The organism is Colwellia sp. MEBiC06753 (assembly GCF_053470325.1).
The window spans coordinates 112823-130961 of sequence record NZ_JBQMTM010000009.1 but is presented as its reverse complement, the minus strand read 5'-3'; the positions used below and the strand labels follow the sequence as shown (position 1 = coordinate 130961).

The 18139-nt window shown below is 40.0% G+C and carries 15 protein-coding genes and 1 tRNA gene; 11 read left to right on the top strand and 5 right to left on the bottom strand.

The features are described from left to right. Positions 1-53: 53 nt before the first annotated feature. The 11 genes from ACOB82_RS09255 to menE all read left to right on the top strand — a co-directional run bounded on the left by ACOB82_RS09255 (position 54) and on the right by menE (position 13825). Positions 54-1079 (top strand): helix-turn-helix domain-containing protein, encoded by a 1026-nt coding sequence (locus ACOB82_RS09255; RefSeq protein ID WP_448212697.1) that lies wholly within the window; start codon positions 54-56, stop codon positions 1077-1079. A 71-nt stretch (positions 1080-1150) separates the two neighbouring features. Continuing rightward, positions 1151-2065 (top strand): sensor domain-containing diguanylate cyclase, encoded by a 915-nt coding sequence (locus ACOB82_RS09250; RefSeq protein ID WP_448212696.1) that lies wholly within the window; start codon positions 1151-1153, stop codon positions 2063-2065. 103 nt (positions 2066-2168) lie between these two features. Then, complete coding sequence (locus tag ACOB82_RS09245) at positions 2169-2552, top strand: hypothetical protein (RefSeq protein WP_448212695.1); 384 nt, start codon at positions 2169-2171, stop codon at positions 2550-2552. Between the two features lie 326 nt (positions 2553-2878). Then, positions 2879-3895, top strand: coding sequence for an AraC family transcriptional regulator ligand-binding domain-containing protein (locus tag ACOB82_RS09240; protein ID WP_448212694.1), 1017 nt, complete (start codon positions 2879-2881; stop codon positions 3893-3895). Between the two features lie 93 nt (positions 3896-3988). Further along, positions 3989-5194, top strand: coding sequence for an acetyl-CoA C-acetyltransferase (locus tag ACOB82_RS09235; protein WP_448212693.1), 1206 nt, complete (start codon positions 3989-3991; stop codon positions 5192-5194). A 10-nt stretch (positions 5195-5204) separates the two neighbouring features. Next, a complete protein-coding gene (locus ACOB82_RS09230) occupies positions 5205-7331 on the top strand; it encodes a 3-hydroxyacyl-CoA dehydrogenase NAD-binding domain-containing protein (protein WP_448212692.1) in 2127 nt (708 codons plus the stop codon). 77 nt (positions 7332-7408) lie between these two features. Then, the gene (locus ACOB82_RS09225) at positions 7409-8584 is read left to right on the top strand and encodes a CaiB/BaiF CoA transferase family protein (protein WP_448212691.1); all 1176 of its coding nucleotides are present in this window, start codon (positions 7409-7411) and stop codon (positions 8582-8584) included. Then, positions 8577-9239, top strand: coding sequence for a transglutaminase-like domain-containing protein (locus tag ACOB82_RS09220; protein ID WP_448212690.1), 663 nt, complete (start codon positions 8577-8579; stop codon positions 9237-9239). The genes ACOB82_RS09225 and ACOB82_RS09220 overlap by 8 nt, the downstream gene beginning before the upstream one ends. Before the next feature lie 9 nt (positions 9240-9248). Further along, a complete protein-coding gene (locus ACOB82_RS09215) occupies positions 9249-10400 on the top strand; it encodes an acyl-CoA dehydrogenase family protein (protein WP_448212689.1) in 1152 nt (383 codons plus the stop codon). 28 nt (positions 10401-10428) lie between these two features. Beyond that, positions 10429-12084, top strand: a complete 1656-nt coding sequence (locus tag ACOB82_RS09210; protein WP_448212688.1) for an acyl-CoA dehydrogenase family protein — start codon at positions 10429-10431, stop codon at positions 12082-12084. Between the two features lie 214 nt (positions 12085-12298). Further along, positions 12299-13825, top strand: coding sequence for an o-succinylbenzoate--CoA ligase (gene menE / locus ACOB82_RS09205; protein ID WP_448212687.1), 1527 nt, complete (start codon positions 12299-12301; stop codon positions 13823-13825). 119 nt (positions 13826-13944) lie between these two features. On the opposite strand, the gene ACOB82_RS09200 is transcribed toward menE, so the two are convergent. The 5 genes from ACOB82_RS09200 to ACOB82_RS09180 all read right to left on the bottom strand — a co-directional run bounded on the left by ACOB82_RS09200 (position 13945) and on the right by ACOB82_RS09180 (position 18025). Then, positions 13945-14412: a hypothetical protein gene (locus tag ACOB82_RS09200; RefSeq protein WP_448212686.1), complete on the bottom strand. Its 468-nt coding sequence runs from the start codon at positions 14410-14412 to the stop codon at positions 13945-13947. Between the two features lie 231 nt (positions 14413-14643). Then, a tRNA-Arg gene (locus ACOB82_RS09195) sits at positions 14644-14720 on the bottom strand. A 255-nt stretch (positions 14721-14975) separates the two neighbouring features. Then, positions 14976-16079, bottom strand: coding sequence for a nucleotidyltransferase domain-containing protein (locus ACOB82_RS09190; protein WP_448212685.1), 1104 nt, complete (start codon positions 16077-16079; stop codon positions 14976-14978). 2 nt (positions 16080-16081) lie between these two features. Then, the gene (locus ACOB82_RS09185; protein ID WP_448212684.1) at positions 16082-16996 is read right to left on the bottom strand and encodes an HprK-related kinase A; all 915 of its coding nucleotides are present in this window, start codon (positions 16994-16996) and stop codon (positions 16082-16084) included. A gap of 276 nt (positions 16997-17272) precedes the next feature. Then, positions 17273-18025, bottom strand: coding sequence for a hypothetical protein (locus tag ACOB82_RS09180; RefSeq protein ID WP_448212683.1), 753 nt, complete (start codon positions 18023-18025; stop codon positions 17273-17275). Between the last annotated feature and the right edge of the window lie 114 nt (positions 18026-18139).

Here is an 18139-nt window from a genome sequence, read left to right as displayed (position 1 = left end):
GAGGACGGTACGTTAGTTTTAATAAAGTTTGGTATTTACTCAAGATGATGTCCATGTTTGCCATAAATGACAAAAGTAGCTTTTTTATTCGTGCGGGTACATACAATGGAATTAGCGAATTTCTTAAGGACTCTGAGGCTGATTTTTCTAGCCTTGTCAAAGAGGTAGATCTAGAGCATATAAACTTCGAAGATGAAAATGCGTTATTGCCATACCCACAATGCCTTGAATTACTAGAAAAATGTTATAAGTTCTCAAATAACGCATTATTCCCTTATAAGTTAGCAATGCATCAACCCATGATAAACTCAATGAATATTGGCAGCTTAATATGGCAGGCTCCAAACGTTAAATCCGCCATAATCGAAGCCACTAAATTTTTTAAAGCGCAAAATCATGTATTAACATGGTGTCTTATTTCTGAAGCTGAATATGGACTACTTATTTGTAGTAGCAATGTCCCTGATTCTCTATCGACAAAGCTAATGAAAACTTATTCAATCTTTTCAGCATTTAGGATACTTAGATTGATGTTAGGTGAGAATTGGCGTCCAATTTCTATCTCTTTGCCTCCTATCAATGAAAAAATAGCCCAGATATTTAATGACAAATACACAACGCCAGTTTATCTAGATCAAGATTATTTTGGATTAAAAATCAACCGGAGCGATTTAGACAAGCCATTATCAAGCGCTAAAATTTATTCTAGTCAAGAATTCAAACGATTAGTTAATGAAAGAATTAACGCTCTTCAGTCTTCACCAAACTTATCGATGAAAATTAGTCATCTAATAGGAGACTTATTCCCTTTATTTGCTTGTAATTTAAGCACTATTGCAACCCTTTTTGGAATGAGTACTAAGTCACTTCAAAGAAGGTTAATTAAAGAAAACATCACGTTTAAAGAATTGCTTTTAAGCTCAAAAATGAAGGCGGCTGAAAATTTGTTAACAGATTCTAAGTTATCAGTTACCGACATTTCTAACAGGCTTGGCTATAGTGAACAAAGTGCATTTTGTCGGGCTTTTAAACGCAACGCAGGGATCAGCCCTAGAGAATTTAGAGTTAAAAATTCATAGATGCCGTTGTCTTTTAATACTAGTATCATATAGTTATATGTATAGGTTTTTGATTTTAGGGTTAAGTAATTTTGAGTAAATTATCTATCGATGCAAAAGAATACGAAGAGTTAATAAAAATTAAAAACCTTTTTAATAATTTAATGAGCTATACAAGTGACTTTATTTATTTTAAAGATAACAGCTTTAATTTTATTAACGCTAGCAAACCATTCTTAGCACTCACTCAGCATCAAAGTGCTGATGAATTAGCAGGTAAAAGTGATTTTGATGTCTTTGACATTGAACATGCAACCCATTACAGAAATATTGACGAAGCAGTAATCAAAGACGCACCAATCAATGGATTAGAAGAGTCTTATTTTAATCTGGAAAATAAGCTTTGCTGGGTAAGTACGAGCAAAAGTACATTGAAGGACGAACATGGAAAGACCATAGGCATGTTTGGGATTAGCAGAGACATTACTCATGTCAAAGAATTAGAGAATGAATTATCGACATTGGCGACTACAGATTCTTTAACTAACCTTAAAAATAGGCAAGCATTTATCAGTCAGGTTGAACAAATCATCAGTTTTGGGCTTAGAGAAAACAAGCATATCGCATTACTTTTCCTTGATTTAGATGGATTCAAGTTGATCAATGATCAACATGGGCATGAATTTGGTGATCATGTATTAAAGGTCATTGCTGAAAGGTTAATAGTAAAAATTAGAAAGTCTGACACTGTTTGCCGTTGGGGAGGTGATGAATTTATCATCTTAGCGCTGCTCAATGAGCATAAAGATATAGAGCAATACTGTTTGAAAATTAAGGAAAGTATAAAAACTGAAATTAACTACAAAGATAGAGAGTTGCAAGTAAGTTGTAGTATAGGCGTAAAATTCATTTCTGATAACTCAGTGCCATTAATTCATTACATAGAAAAAGCTGATTTAGCAATGCTCGAGGCAAAGAGAAATGGAAAAGGTACATTTATTATCTAAAAAATAACAATTTTAACTGACAAAACAGATTATTTCATTTTCACATAAATAAGTTCATATCGATCATTGTGTTTATTGCAATAGATATTCTGGAGTTTGGCCGATGTACAGTTCCCCTAAAATTACCGTTTTTACCGAAAGACTATTTTTCATAGCCGTTATCTCTGCGCTTATATTAGCAGCATTATATATTGACAATTTAAGGAAAAACTCGTTTTCTTGGCATGAAAAAGAAACAATTCGGAAAATAATATCTGAAAGATCTAAGGTCATTGAGGAAAAAATTTATAGGGCAATTTCATACTCAGTAGCCAGCCGTTCGTTAGTACTACATTCTTTGCGTAGTAAAAAAGCTCTGGAAGACGTTGAGTTCGCTATTTTTAGCGAAACGCTACTTGCTGATGATAGCTTTGTTATAGGGCTCCAACTTGCTCCGGACGGGGTCATTTGCTTTTGGGTTGGAGTTTGCCCAGACTTTGTAATCTAACGACAACTCTCTTAAAATATGCACGGTCACCTGTTGTCTTAATGTCAGTCAGCTAAGTTCTAATTAGGTAATCAAACTACGTCAGAGCGATGAAATATTTTATATTCTGTGTGTACAGTGAATAAAATATTTCTTCGCTCTTTTTTAATGTGATACAGAATGACTGATTTCTGTTGCAAGATGTTATAGTTTCGATTATCAAAAGATTTCAGTTCAGTATATTGACATCTAAGTACTTTTTGCAGACTGTCGGGTAGTACTCATCTAATAAGTAGTCATTACAGTTAGTCTATTAAAGTCATGTTGGCAGCCATTTGGAGTAAAATATGAGTAACGCAATGAATAAACGGCTAGTGTCGAATGATTTTATTCGATGGCATTGTGAAACGCTCCAATCACATTCTGAACACTTCAAATCTATAGTAAAACAATCCAATATCCCGACAGGTGTTCTTACCGGAAAAAATGCGCAATTATCTTCTGATCAATTTGCTCGGCTAATAAATAAATCGATCGTGATAGGTAATGATGAAAGTTTTGGGTGTTTGAAGCGACCTTTGCCAGCAGGCTGTTTTCAAATGATGGCGTACGCTAGTATAAGTTGCCGCAATCTAGAAGAAGCAATAAATCAGTGTTTAAAATTTTACTCCATATTTAACGGGCAAATAAGTTGGCAATTGTTAACTGATGACGATGTTGCGTGTATTAATTTTAGGTTTAAATCTATTGACCACAATGCTTGTAGTTATTTTATTTGCTTTACCGCCATTATTATTTGGCGCTGGTTAAATTGGATGGTCGATAAGTCGCTGAGCTTAGATGGAATAGAGTTTCAATTTTCTGCACCAGGCTGCAAGTGTGCGCTTGAGCGGATGTTTAATCGTCCGATTGATTTTAAGAAAGAACACAACGCCCTGTATTTTAATAAAGAGCTTTTATCACTACCAATAAAGCAGACGCGTTCCACGCTAGATAGTTTTTTGATCCAAGTACCTGAGTGTCTAATGAGTCACTATCAGGAGGACTTAAGTTTGGTTAAGCGGTTAAGGGGTTATTTGCAAGAAAAGCAAGCAATAAATCGGGTGACGTTGTCTGATGTCGCTGATCATTTTCATTGCTCAGAACAAAGCTTAATCAGAGGTCTAAAAGCTGAAGGCGAGCGTTTTAAGGTGGTTATAGACAGTATCCAAAAACAAAGAGCAATGGAAATGCTGGTAAAATCAAATTACACCAACCAGCAAATTGCAGACCAATTAGGTTATAGCGATACCAGTGTATTTTATCGTTGTGTAAAGAAGTGGTTCAAGAAAACACCAAGTCAAATTCGCAAAGAAATAAGCTGACAGTTAAAGTCAGTTATCTGTTAGTTATTATCATAGCCAGCATGCATTTAAACGAATTAATATAGGTTAACTTATTATCAATAGGATGAACCTGTGTCTGATGCGTTGATTTTTGATGCGATTCGCACCCCTCGCGGTCGTGGTAAGGCAAATGGCGCCTTACATGAAGTAAAACCAATTACTTTACTGTCTAATTTGCTCAATAGTTTGCAGCAGCGTAATGGCTTTGATACTGCTGCGGTTGACGATATCGTCATAGGTTGTGTCACTGCGCTGGGTGATCAAGGCGCTGATATCGCCAAAATTGCAGCTTTAGCCGCGGGTTGGGATGACAACTGTGCGGGCGTTACCATAAACCGTTTTTGCGCCTCTGGCTTGGAAGCCATCAACATGGCCGCACAAAAAGTTAAATCAGGTTGGGAGCATTTGGTTGTAGCCGGTGGTGTTGAGTCTATGTCCCGCGTACCAATGGGCTCTGACGGCGGAGCATGGGCCAATGATCCTGAAACGAATAGTTCAACCGGTTTTATGCCGCAAGGTATTGGTGCTGATTTGATTGCAACTCTTGGCGGATATACTCGTCAGGACGTTGATGCCTTTGCGGTAGAGTCACACAAACGAGCAGCTAAAGCATGGGAAAAAGGCGCATTTAGACAATCTGTCATACCTGTAGTAGACAGAAATGGTATGCCAATTTTAGCCCATGACGAGTTAGTTCGTCCTGACTCATCACTGGAAACCATAGGTGGCTTAAAACCATCATTTCAAAAACTAGCAGACATGGGTTTCTCCCATGTTATTAAAAATAAATACCCAAAGGTAGAGCGCATTAACCACGTTCATACACCGGGTAATTCGTCCGGAATTGTCGATGGCGCTGCGGCTGTGTTAATTGGTTCACAAACCATTGCGGATAGATTTGGTCTTAAGCCTAGAGCACGAGTGGTATCAACAGCCTTAGTCGGCACAGATCCGACAATCATGTTAACAGGACCAGCACCAGCAGCTAGAAAGGCGCTCCAAATTGCAGGCATGGATATTAATGATATTGATTTATTTGAAGTCAATGAAGCCTTTGCATCCGTAGTGATGCGCTTTATGGCCGAAATGAATGTTAGTCATGACAAAGTGAATGTTAATGGCGGTTCAATCGCAATGGGCCATCCACTAGGGGCTACTGGTGCGATGATCATGGGTACCTTAATTGATGAGCTAGAAGCGCGTGACATGCAAACCGGTATGGTTACCTTATGCGTAGGCGGCGGTATAGGTATTGCCACTATTATTGAGCGAGTATAAGGAGAAAGCCATGAGTTGCATTCAATATCAAAAAGATTCTAATAACATTGTTCACCTTGTGTTCGATAAAGCTAACTCGCCGGTCAACTTAATGGACCATGAGTTTTTTCAAGCATTGTCTGAAAATGTCGAGAAACTAAAGCGAGACGATATTACTGGGGTTATTTTACGCTCGGCAAAAAGCACTTTTTTTGCGGGTGGCGATATCGACATGTTGTATCACACTAATGAAGATAATGCGCAGCAGTTATATCAGTTTGTTGAACAAATGAAAGCCGATTTCAGAACCATTGAGACATTAGGTAAACCTGTGGTTGCATGTATTAACGGAGCGGCACTTGGTGGTGGTTGGGAGGTAGCATTAAGTGCCCATTTTCGTGTCGCCGTGAACCATCCAAGTGTCACTATGGGGTTACCCGAGGTTAATTGGGGATTACTACCAGGTGCAGGAGGGGTCACCCGAACAGTGAGACGATTAGGGTTACAGGCTGCAATGCCTTACTTAACCCAAGGTAAGATTTTTAGATCACCGGAAGCGGTCAAGGTAGGTTTGGTTGATGAATTAGTCAACTCACAAGAGCAACTAATTGATGCGGCAATTGCATTGATTCAGGCCAATCCTGAATCAGTTCAACCCTGGGACGACAATGGTTATAAAATGCCTGGCGGTGTGCCGAGTACCCCAAAAATGATGCAAATGCTACCGATAACACCGGCGATGATAAAGGCGGCGACAAAAGGAACCATGCCAGCACCAGAAGCAATTTTAGCGACTATGGTTGAAGGTGCTCAGGTAGATTTTGATACGGCTTGTCGTATTGAAAGTCGATATATTGTAGAGCTAGCCCGAGGCCAGATTTCTAAGAATTTGATCAATACTTTTTGGTATCAACAAAATGAAATTAAAGCGGGCAAAAATCGACCGGATGCCGAAAAAACCAAATTCAAGAAAGTAGCTGTACTTGGTGCGGGTATGATGGGCGCAGGTATTGCCTATGCTTGTGCGATTAAAGGTATTGAAGTAGTACTAAAAGATATTTCATTGGAGGCCGCTGAAAAAGGCAAAGACTACTCCGTTAAGTTATTGCAAAAACGATTGGACAAAGGCAGAACGACGGCAGAAAAAATGACGTCCACCTTAGCGCTGATTCATCCTTCAGCTGATGACCATGACTTGCATGATTGTGAATTGGTTATCGAGGCAGTGTTTGAAAACCGTGAACTTAAAGCTCAAGTAACACAACAAGCCGAAGCCGTCATTGCTGAAGATGCTATTTTTGGTTCAAACACTTCAACGTTACCCATCACCGGTCTAGCTGAAGCATCTTCTCGCCCAGCAAACTTTATTGGTATTCACTTTTTCTCACCAGTGGACAAAATGCCCTTAGTGGAAATTATTTGTGGTGAAAAGACCTCAGATATAGCACTAGCAAAAGCCTATGATTTGACTATGCAATTAGGCAAAACGCCAATTGTTGTCAATGATAGTCGCGGATTTTATACCTCTCGCGTATTTAAAACCTTTGTTAAAGAAGGTGCTGCACTGTTAAAAGATGCGGACGCCGCTGAGGTAGAAAATGCGGCTTGGTTATCGGGCTTCCCTGTCGGTCCATTAGCGGTGACTGATGAAGTAAGCATGACCTTGATTGATAAAATCCGCAAGCAAACTGAACTTGACTTGGCGGCGGAAGGCAAGCCAATCGAAATGCACCCTGGTGATGAAATTATTGAGGCTATGCTGGCGAGTGATCGTCCAGGCAAACTATCAGGTTCAGGCTATTACGATTATCCCTCCGACGCACCGAAATCGTTGTGGCCAGATTTACAGTCAAGATTTAAAACGGCTGCTGACAGCATCCCATTAAACGATATAAAAGATAGATTGCTTTATGTTATGGCACTGGAGACGGTGAGGTGCTATGAGGAAGGCGTTTTACGTTCAGTGGGCGATGCTAATATTGGTGCTATTTTCGGTATTGGTTACCCACAATGGACCGGTGGTACATTGCAGTTTATCAACGCATGTGGTGTCGATAACTTTGTTATCCGCACACTAGAGCTTGCCGAAAAATACGGCGAACGTTTTTTACCAACCGATAGATTAAGGGAAATGGCAGCAAACGGCGAGCGTTTTTAATTCGTTGCTGGTGTCTTTATTTCAACAACGCTTTAGCTCTGATAAATCAGAGTTAAAGCTGAGTTAAGGGTGTTTCTATGTCTTTACCGTTACAAGGCTTAAAAATCCTAGATTTTTCTACACTGTTACCTGGTCCTTATGCGTCGATGATTTTAGCTGACATGGGGGCTGATGTATTAAAAATAGAGTCTCCTCAACGACCTGATATGATCCATGACTTATATCCACGATTTAAGTCAGATAATCGCAACACGTCATACGCCAATTTAACGCTAAATCGCAATAAACGCTCCATGTGTCTGGATCTAAAACGACAACCGTCAGTTGAGGTCATATACAAACTGATCGAGTCGTTTGATGTGCTAATTGAACAGTTCAGACCGGGTGTGATGGATAAACTGGGCTTAGGCTTTAAGCAGCTTAGCATGATAAACCCTAAGCTCATTTATTGTTCTATCACAGGTTATGGCCAAACGGGGGCGAAGAAAGACAAAGCCGGTCACGACATTAATTATCTCGCATTAAGCGGCTTAGCCAGTTATAGCGGTACAGCTGAAACGGGCCCCGTACTTTCAGGAACTCAAGTTGCAGATATCGCTGGGGGCTCACACCAAGCTGTAATGTCTATTTTGGCAGCGGTCATTGCCCAAAATACCACAGGAAAAGGACAATACCTCGATATCAGTATGACTGACTCAGCATTTGCACTTAATGCTATGTTTGGTGCCGGCGCAGTTGGCAGAGATAGCGATCCTGCGTTGGGGCAAACGTTACTAAACGGTGGCTGTTTTTATGATTATTACAAAACCCGGGATGATCGTTACTTATCCGTGGGTAGTCTTGAGCCCAAGTTTGCCACTCAGTTTTTTAACTTGCTGGGACATCCCGAATGGTTTGAGTTAAGTAACTCAGCAAGCACGGATGTTCAGCAACAACTTAAGCGAGATATCGCTACCATCATAGCTAGTCATCCTCTCGTGCATTGGCAGGCGATATTTGACTCGACTGATGTCTGTGTTGAACCGGTACTCAGTGTGACAGAAGCCGCCAAATCGTCATTAATGAATGATCGTCATATGGTGTTCTCCGTCGAGGTTGATGGCCGCGAAGTCAAACAAATTGCGGCGCCAGTTAAATTTTCTCATTCCATGAAGACTCACGCCGCACCGATAACTGGAGAGCACACTGTAGCTGTTTTGAAAGGGTTAGGTTACGGCGAGAATCAAATTAAGGAATTAATCTCAAATGAGTAACTTGGAAGACGCTCCATATTTGAAAAAAGATGTTTTTTTCGATTACGAACATCCCAGCATCGACAGGTTAGCACAGCAAGTGCCGGTCGGTACGAAGAAACAGCAAGCAATTGCCATCTATTACATTGTACGCGATGGTTTTCGCTATAACCCTTATAGTTTTGTTGAAGGGGAGCATACGTTTTCGGCCACTTTCTGTATAGAACAAGGGGAAGGCTATTGTATTCCGAAAGCATCACTTATGGTGGCGCTGTGTCGCAAGTTTGGTATTCCGGCGAGATTAGGTTTAGCTGATGTCACTAATCACTTGTCGTCACCGAAATTATTAGAACTTCTAGGCACCAATGTATTTTCAATGCACGGCTATGTTGAAGTAAAACTTAATGATAAATGGGTTAAAGCAACGCCGGCGTTTAATCGTCAGTTGTGCGAAAAAATGAACTCAGAACCATTGGAGTTTGATGGTGAAAACGATTCGGTATTTCAAGAGTTTTCCAGTGAAGGCCATAAGCTTATGGAGTATTTAAACGACTGGGGAACTTTTGAGAGTGTACCAACGGGCTTTATCTTTGCTAACTTCCACAAGCACTACCCCCATATTATGAAAAATTTAACGTCTGCCATTCTTTTTAAAGATGCGGCATTTAATGAATAAGGCGCAGTTATGACCAATGAAAATATGAATGAAGAACTGGCGATATTTCGTGATTCAGTGATCAGTTTTATCGCACAGGAAATTGCTCCAAATTACGAGCAGTGGGAAAAAGACAAACGTGTGCCGAATACTTTTTATCAAAAAATGGCCGAAAGTGGCATGTTGGCTTGTGATATTCCAGAAGAATATGGTGGCTTTGGCGTTGATTATCGATTTAATGCTATCGTTGGCGAAGAAATCGCTAAGGCCGGCTTTATGGGCTTATCGTCTAATTTACAAGTGCATTCAGATATTTGCGCTCATTATGTATTGAATATGGGCAGTGAAACTCAAAAGCAGCACTATTTACCTAAGATGGTCTCTGGCGAATGTATTGGTGCTATATGTATGACAGAGCCAAGTGCAGGTAGTGATTTGCAAGGATTAAGAACCAATGCGGTGAAACAAGGTGATGAATGGCTGCTAAATGGTTCGAAAACCTTTATTACCAATGGTCAAAACGCTTCATTATATATTGTCGCGGCACGTACTGATATGAACGTTAAAGCGGCAAAAGGTATTACTTTGTTTTTAGTGGATGCTGACACACCGGGTTTTAGTAGGGGGCAGAATCTTGAAAAGATGGGACAGCATTGTGGTGACACTTCTGAGTTGTTTTTCCAAGATGTCCGGTTAACTGATGCCAATATTTTAGGTGAAGTGAATAAAGGTTTTATCGGTTTGATGAGCGAGTTGCCTCGGGAACGCTTAACCTTAGCTTGTACTGCAGTCGCTCATGCTGAAGGTGCATTGAAATTGGCGATACAATACGTTAACGAGCGTCAGGCATTTGGCAAGCCATTAGCCGCGTTGCAAGATATTCGCTTTAAGTTAGCAGAAATGTACACGCAGGTTGAAACCCATAAAGTACTGGTTGAAAGCTACAAGCAAAAATTAATGAATAATGACCTGACTGCGGTTGATGCCAGTATGGCGAAATATACCTGTAGTGAAATGGAATGTAGAGTTATTGATATGGCGCTGCAAATGTTTGGTGGCTACGGCTATATGCTTGAATACCCTATTTCACGTTTCTATTTAGACGCACGTGTGCAACGTATTTATGGTGGCACGTCTGAAATCATGAAAGAAGTAATTTCAAGACAAGTAATAGCCCTTTAATTTCAGGTGTAGGGAATAAGGAGTAGAAATGAGCAAGGTTTTTACCCCCAATTATTGTCAAACCCACCAAGTTTTAAACCAACCTAGTCCACTTGAGGGCCACAATGCGTACCTCAGTGACAAGGTGATTCAATATTGGGTAAACGCGTTTAACGGTGGCTGGGGTACGGAGCACCTTAGTCAATATGGAAAAAAAGTCGGTGATGAACTATTGCATGCTGGCTTTAATGCTAATCGGGTTAAGCCTGAATTAATGACTCACGATCGTTTTGGCCATCGCGTTGATTTAGTGACGTTTCATCCCTGTTACCATCAACTGATGACGAGTGCTATTGAAGCCGGCCATACCTGGTTCCCTTGGAAAAAAATGCAATTGGGTAGTCATGTGATCAGAGCGGGCATTGAATTTCTACATACTCAAGCCGATCCTGGTTCAGGCTGCCCATTAACAATGACCTTTGCATCTGTACCCGCGCTTTTACATCAACCCGCGTTGGCGGCGAAATGGGTGCCGAAAGTTTTATCAAACCAGTATGACGAACGCAATGTCCCTTTCTTTGAAAAGCAAGGGCTAACTATCGGTATGGCGATGACCGAAAAACAGGGGGGCTCGGATGTGAGGGCCAATACCAGCGTAGCGACGCCACTCGGCATTGATAAAGATGGTGTGCCCATCTGGGAGATTATCGGACACAAATGGTTCTGCTCAGCGCCTATGAGTGATGCATTTTTAGTGACCGCAAATACTGAACAGGGTATCACTTGTTTTTTAATGCCAAGGTGGAAGCCGGATGGCAGTAAAAATCCAATCCAAGTGCAGCAGCTAAAAAATAAAGTAGGCAATATTTCTAATGCATCATCAGAAGTGGAGTTTCGAGGGGCGTTCGCTTGGCAAGTTGGTGAACAAGGTAAAGGTATTAAGACGATTTTAGAAATGGTTGCCATGACAAGATTTGACTGTATGGTCGGCTCGTCCTCTATCATGTCTCTCGCGGTACAACAAGCTCTGCATCACACAAGTGGACGTCATGCGTTCGGTAAAAATTTACATGACCAACCATTAATGCAAAATGTCTTAGCTGATTTAACGTTAGAGGCTGAAGCGGCACTGGCGATTTCAATGCGTGCGGCAAATGCATTGGATAATCAAGAGCATGACTTTGTTCGTTTAGCAACGGCCATCGGCAAATACTGGATTTGTAAGCGAGCGCCACAACACGTTTATGAATCAATGGAATGTATTGGAGCCGTAGGCTTAATTGCGGATAACGTGTTGTCACGTTTATATACAGAGGCACCAGTTAATGCTATCTGGGAAGGCTCTGGCAATGTCCAATGCCTAGATGTTCTTAGAGTTATGAGAAAAGAGCCTGAGTCATTAACCGCTTTCAGGATGGAACTCAACAACGCTTGTGGAATCCACCCTGAGTATGATGCATATGTTAAGAAAATGACTGAACAATTAACAGATATTGAGACCATGGAGTATCGAGCTCGCGCTGTTGTTGAGTCAATGGCAATTGCTTGGCAGGCTGCCACATTGTTGCAGTTTGGTGAACGATGGGTGGCTGATGCCTTTATACTGTCGAGGATCACACAGCCTTCAGGTTCTATGTATGGCACATTGACTACAGGCATCGATTGTCGAGCCATTATACAGCGAGCACAGCCGAACGTAGAGTAAATATGCCACGAGACAGCTGAAAGAGCCTAACAATTAGCTTTTGAGTGCCCAGTATTTATTGGGAAAATATTTTTCTTGTCTTCTAATGTCAAGTGTATTGCTACTCTTTTTCGATAATGTGCTTAATATAAAACACCGCATATTTGAGCAAATTAATATAGTGCTAAGTGAATGGTGATATAACAAAACAGTAATTCTGCTATTTGAGGTAATTATGAAACTTAGTTTAGGTAATATTCTCGCGCAACGTGCGGCTATTGAGCCAGCGACATTTGCATTCAAGGTATTGGACACTGGCGAATCACTAACATTTGCACAATATGACCAGAAGACAAATCAGATCGCTAGAGTATTCAGTAAGCAGGGCATCAAAAAAGGTGATCGAGTCGCATTACTCATGGTCAATAGTGCAGAGTTTATGCAGTGCTTTTTTGCCTGTGCTAAGTTAGGCGCAATTGGAGTGCCAATCAATTTACGATTAGTTTCCGAGGAAATTAAATATATTTTGCAAGACTCTGGCGCAAAAACTTTAGTTTATAGCCCAGAGTTATCACAAGTGGTCAGTGAGCTTTATCAAGACACAGAAATCAACGCTCAACTCGAACAGGTCTTATGCAGTGTATCGCAATGCACAGATAGTTTCGCGCAAAGCTTGTTGTTATTAAGAGATGAGCAGTCTGTAGATGAATTTGAAATTCAAGGTTGGGATGATGATTTATGTATGATCATGTATACCTCTGGTACCACAGGGCATCCCAAAGGAGTAATGCACAGCCATAAAAACTTTGTGTGGGCGCTGATTTCAATGAGTGCTACCATGGAAACAAAGAAGAACGATCGTTTTTACTCTTCCATGCCGATGTTTCATATTGCTGCTTTAATGCCTGTCCTGTTAGGTGTTTATGAAGGCTACGCTTTAATTGTCGAGAAACAGTTTGATCCATCTCGCACCTGGCAACGCATCGAACAAGAGCGCATTTCAACAACGTTAATGGCACCGGTTATGCTGAACTTCATGTTACAAGTGCCAGAAAAAGACAGCTGTGATATCTCCTCGCTACAATGGATTATGTCTGGTGCGGCTCCCGTACCTGTATCAATGATAGCGGCCTATCAGGAAATGGGCATTGCAGTGCATCAAGTATATGGTATGACCGAAAATTTAGGACCAGCGTGTGTGATCACAGGTGAAAATGCCACCGAGCGGAAAGGATCCTGCGGAAAAGCGTTTATGCATACGGAAGTTCGAGTAGTCGATGCTAACGGTAATGATGTCAAATCAGGAGAATCAGGCGAAGTGGTCTTTCGTGGCGAAAACATAATGTCGGGATACTGGCAACAGCCTGAAGCAACGAAGGAAAGTATAAGAGATGGTTGGTTGCATACGGGGGATGGTGCGAAAATAGATGCTGAAGGATATATTTATATTGCTGATCGATTGAAAGATATGATTATTTCCGGTGGTGAAAATGTTTATCCTGCAGAAATAGAAAACCTACTTATTAAGCACTCTGTTATAAAAGAGGCGGCTGTTGTGGGTAAACCTGATGAGAAGTGGGGAGAAGTGCCAGTAGCTTTTGTCGTCAAAACGGACGACTCACTTACAGAGAACGATGTGTTGGGTTCCCTAATCGGTCATTTGGCCAAATACAAAATACCAACGAAATGTATTTTTATTGATGCTATACCTCGAAATGCCGCAGGAAAGGTACTGAAAAAAGATTTACGCGCACTGCTTTAAAGCCTTTAAAGTAGCCAATTGCCTGAGGTAAGGTAAGAAGCTTTCAGCTCTCTAAAAGGGCCTTTAACATTCAAAGGCGTTTTGAATTTCTGTGACAGTCTAAATGACTAAATATCTTGCTAGTCATTCAAGCTACTTTTGAGTAGGTGGTGGTGAGCGACAATATCAGATTCAATATTTGGCTTGGTATTGTCGATTTCTTTGAATTCTTTACTAAGCCTTTTAATATTCGCAGGGAGTAGCCATTTAGTTGGTTTAATTTGATCTCGAATCGTGTGGACAGTCACATCAATCAAGGTAAGACCTGCAAATACTTTTTTCAAACGATTAATCATCGAGAGAATATTATCAGCAGACTTAGCATTGATCAGGTGCTCATCCCAGTAGCGTTCCAGAGCAGAAGATACCAACATATCTTCTGCAACGTCAGTTGATTTAAAGATTGACTGATCCATTTGGGTTTCAATTTCACGAACCCAGCGTTTTGCATCTCTCTTAGTAGCAAATGTCTTTGTTTGTGTCTTGTAACCTTTGCGGCGAATTTTCGCCTGCCACTTACCATTATCACGTTTTGTAATTGTTGCCATGTAAAACTCCTTTTTAACTGCAATGCCAACGGTAAACATCATCGCAAATGCTAAAAAATAAGTCTGGGGCAAGAAAATTGAAAAAATTGCCCCAATTACAGAGCTGCCAGTATGGTAAATAGAAATATTTTGAAAAATTCATGGTATACGCCTTGTAATGACAAATAAGACCCAAAAAATCTTGGTGTCCCAGAATTGTCCCAGAATTGTCCCAAAGGCTAAAAGAGAGAATGGCCCACCCGAGAGGATTCGAACCTCTGACCCCTGCCTCCGGAGGGCAGTGCTCTATCCAGCTGAGCTACGGGTGGTCAATATATTAGGCGCTTACATTGTTAGTGAAAACTAACTTTATAGTGTCTTGTGAACTCGTGTAAGCATGCTTAAAGTTCACTATCTAAAACTCCCGTCATTTGATGCCTCCCCTTCCGGAGGGCAGCGCTCTATCCAGCTGAGCTATAGGTGCAGCGGTTGGCAATAGTATAGATTATACTTTTTATTGTCTAGCTCTTTACTCGGATCTTTAGCTAATTTGAGCAGTTATAAAAGGAGGAAGCCTTTAAAGCTTATAATGCTTGCTGACGATTATCGTTTTTGTTTTTTATGTTTTCGTTTATTCGGCTATATGATTTTTTTACTAAGTGAGGAATTAGTAGCATAAGGGGCATTCTTAGTAAGTGCCCTCTTAGGTATAACACCTGGCAAGAAAACCGTTTAGCTAAGCTATCAAGTGAACCATGGTGTGGTGTCAACGCTCTTAAAAAATAAAAGTCTAAAAACTTTAAGCTCAAAAAATTTGGTTGGAAACTTGATAGTTCTTTAGATAGTGGCTGCGGAATTTTCGTATCAAGAATTGCTTTAGTATATCGACAAGCAAAAAATAGTTGTCTACCAAGCCCAGATTGTTTAGCCATTGTAATTAAATGCTCATATGAACTATTTTCCTCTAAATAGCTGTTTAACAGGCTAGCTAAATCCGTCAAGTCTCTAAAACCTTTCTCAAATTCACCCTCATGAAATAAATGGGTCGCACTATGAAGTATTAGTGCTTCATCACTCAAAGTCTTGATATAAGGGTATTCAGGAAGCGATTTTAATTGTTCTTTCAATGGTTCAAGCGATATTTTAGTTTTACTTGTTAGTGGTAAAATATTGTGGTGAACATCGAGTATCGTTTTTCTATTTATGTGTTGTAGAGGTTGAATTTCATGCATCCAAGTTCGATAGTAGCGTTTGTCGTAATCACTTTCAGTGGTAGACATAAAGCCATTGAACCAAAGTTCACTCTCTAATATTGCAATATCTTCCTTCGGTACAAGTAAGTCGATATCAGTAAAGACTCTACCTAAACTTACGGGCAAGTTTAGCGCGCAATAAGCTGCTCCTTTAAGCAAGATCGCTGTTTTATTTAACTTGGATAGAAGGGTATTGAGATTTGATAACTCATATTCTGTATTTAGTTTTTGCTTTTCAATCAATAATATAGATGATGAAAAGTGATGCCAAACTCTATCAGAAATAAAACCGCTGTCGTAAAATGGCTGTAACTTACAACCTAAACTAGCAATAACTTGACTAGCTTTAGCTTGCTTGACTAATAGCTCCCACTGTTTATTTGATAAGTTTTTGCATAACTCAGGTTGTTGCCAAATATTAATTATTAAAGCCATATTTAATTACTTAACTTTTGTTCAATAAAGCTAATAGCGTCATCAAGAGAGCTATAGCTTATATTGTAGCCATCAACGCATTCAATAAAATTGCCCATTGCATCAAACCCATGTTGACCTAATGCACTATAATTAAATGAATTTTCAATACATTTTAAAAAGCAGCTTGGTTTGTCGAGTATTTCAACACTCAAAGGAGCGTTAGGTAAATACTTTGGAAAAATGACTAACTTAGCGGGAAGATGAGGCAACTCTTCTTTTAATGTAGGCTCAGGAAGTGGAAAATGTGCAACTAAGCCTTTATTAGATGTGTTGACGATATTTAAATGCTGAAGATTGGGATATCTTTGTTCAATAATATCAATAGAATTGTTCTTTAAACTGATCGGCCGGCACACTGAATGAATTAGTCCAGACTGTCTATCTATTAGTGCAAGCTCGTCCGAATATACTGTCCAACCTTCCCCTAATAATGCAGCGCACAAGGTGCTTTTACCAGAGCCTGGTTCACCGGGCAGGATGAGAATTTTATCATTTTTAGCTAAGACGGCAGAATGGATCATCAAAAATTGGTGAGCATGCCCGCCAATGCACCAGTTCATGCCCCATTCAAAAAGAGCAAAAGCTTCACTCAGTGATAATGGTTTGAATGGATTATATTCATCTAAATAGAAATTAATTTGTGGTTTATAGAAGCGCCTGATCCCTTTACTTTTAACCAGCCTAATATTGAAGTCGATAAAGTCGTTTTGAGATAGCAAAGAGTAATTAGCATAAAGCCTTCGTATTGAGTCAACTAAGGGATAGTGATCACTTTCGATGGAAATATTAAATGGACCAATTTTTAAGGGGATACCAGTCGTTTTAAGTAAAGCCAATAACTCTTTACGGCTATAGTTTTTTAATGTTTGTGGCATACAGCTAGTAAGTTATTAGCAACGAGACATTCCAAATACGGTATTAGATCATCACTGCTTAAGTCAAACTCAATTGAAGGGTTACTTTTTAATGTTGAAAGTATTTGTTCTAGCGATAATTTATTTGTATTAATTGCAGTTAGAATTTCAAAGGATAAGTGATCCAATGAAGTCGTGTTTCCTTTACGCACAAAGTAAATTAACACGCCTTCATCAAAAATTTTACTCCGAAAATCGGAGTTGGTAAGGAAATATAGTGTCACAAACTATATATAATTAATGAGCATCAGTATGTGCTTGTCCCGGATGGGCCGAAGGGTCATTACAATCTGCATTTTTGTCCTGAGCACAATCCGCTTCATTGGTAATCAATTTCAATGCTTTCATGTCATCTGCAGTAACTGAGATTTGCGTATCGTAGACTGAACCATCAATATGATTTGTAAATAACGCATCAAAAATATCTATTATATCAGAGGCTTGTTGAGTTCCAGGGTTTGCCATTACTTTTTGATAAGCATCAATTACCTGAGTGGTTGTGTAGGGTACTTCACTTGCCATCAAAGAATGTTTGGATGATAAATAAGCCGCCACTACATGTCTTTCAAAAGGAGTAGACCCTTGATTGTAATCACCAAGCATCATGACGCCCCCTAAAGAGTCGGGAGCACCGCTTGAAGGAGCAGAGCCAAAGATAAGCGAAAATGAAGTAGTTGGCCAAGCGCCCGCTTCACTCCAATTGTAAAGGATCTTGAAACCTAATTTTTTGGGTGGACAAAAAGTCGCTTTAATCCATTGACACCAGTAGCCAGGAGAACGACCTTTAGGGCCTTCACAATCATATTGATCACCATGATTCGACATATTGCCTGAAAGAGAACCAGACAACGCACAAATTCCCGTGCCCCAGACAGGTTTGCTAGCTACTGTAGAAATAACAGGCGGCACCATTGCGCTTTTAATTAAAAAGCTTCTGCGTGATTTGCTTGGAGTATTTGTTATTTCTTTAGACTTATCTAGTTCTGTCATTTCCATCATTCCTAACTGCGTTACAATCATTGCAACTGTCGAAAATGTTTACACATCAATCGAGTAATATCGCTAATTACTTTAGTTAAAGCAAAAATCACGCCTAATTTAAAA

Excerpts from the sequence above, each read along its gene's own strand:
- ACOB82_RS09200 (WP_448212686.1), bottom strand. The coding sequence starts at position 14,412 with ATGGCAACAATTACAAAACGTGATAATGGTAAGTGGCAGGCGAAAATT.
- ACOB82_RS09215 (WP_448212689.1), top strand. The coding sequence starts at position 9,249 with ATGACCAATGAAAATATGAATGAAGAACTGGCGATATTTCGTGATTCA.
- ACOB82_RS09255 (WP_448212697.1), top strand. The coding sequence starts at position 54 with ATGTTTGCCATAAATGACAAAAGTAGCTTTTTTATTCGTGCGGGTACA.
- ACOB82_RS09185 (WP_448212684.1), bottom strand. The coding sequence starts at position 16,996 with ATGCCACAAACATTAAAAAACTATAGCCGTAAAGAGTTATTGGCTTTA.
- ACOB82_RS09180 (WP_448212683.1), bottom strand. The coding sequence starts at position 18,025 with ATGACAGAACTAGATAAGTCTAAAGAAATAACAAATACTCCAAGCAAA.
- ACOB82_RS09210 (WP_448212688.1), top strand. The coding sequence starts at position 10,429 with ATGAGCAAGGTTTTTACCCCCAATTATTGTCAAACCCACCAAGTTTTA.
- ACOB82_RS09190 (WP_448212685.1), bottom strand. The coding sequence starts at position 16,079 with ATGGCTTTAATAATTAATATTTGGCAACAACCTGAGTTATGCAAAAAC.
- ACOB82_RS09245 (WP_448212695.1), top strand. The coding sequence starts at position 2,169 with ATGTACAGTTCCCCTAAAATTACCGTTTTTACCGAAAGACTATTTTTC.
- ACOB82_RS09220 (WP_448212690.1), top strand. The coding sequence starts at position 8,577 with ATGAGTAACTTGGAAGACGCTCCATATTTGAAAAAAGATGTTTTTTTC.
- ACOB82_RS09230 (WP_448212692.1), top strand. The coding sequence starts at position 5,205 with ATGAGTTGCATTCAATATCAAAAAGATTCTAATAACATTGTTCACCTT.
- menE (WP_448212687.1), top strand. The coding sequence starts at position 12,299 with ATGAAACTTAGTTTAGGTAATATTCTCGCGCAACGTGCGGCTATTGAG.
- ACOB82_RS09240 (WP_448212694.1), top strand. The coding sequence starts at position 2,879 with ATGAGTAACGCAATGAATAAACGGCTAGTGTCGAATGATTTTATTCGA.
- ACOB82_RS09225 (WP_448212691.1), top strand. The coding sequence starts at position 7,409 with ATGTCTTTACCGTTACAAGGCTTAAAAATCCTAGATTTTTCTACACTG.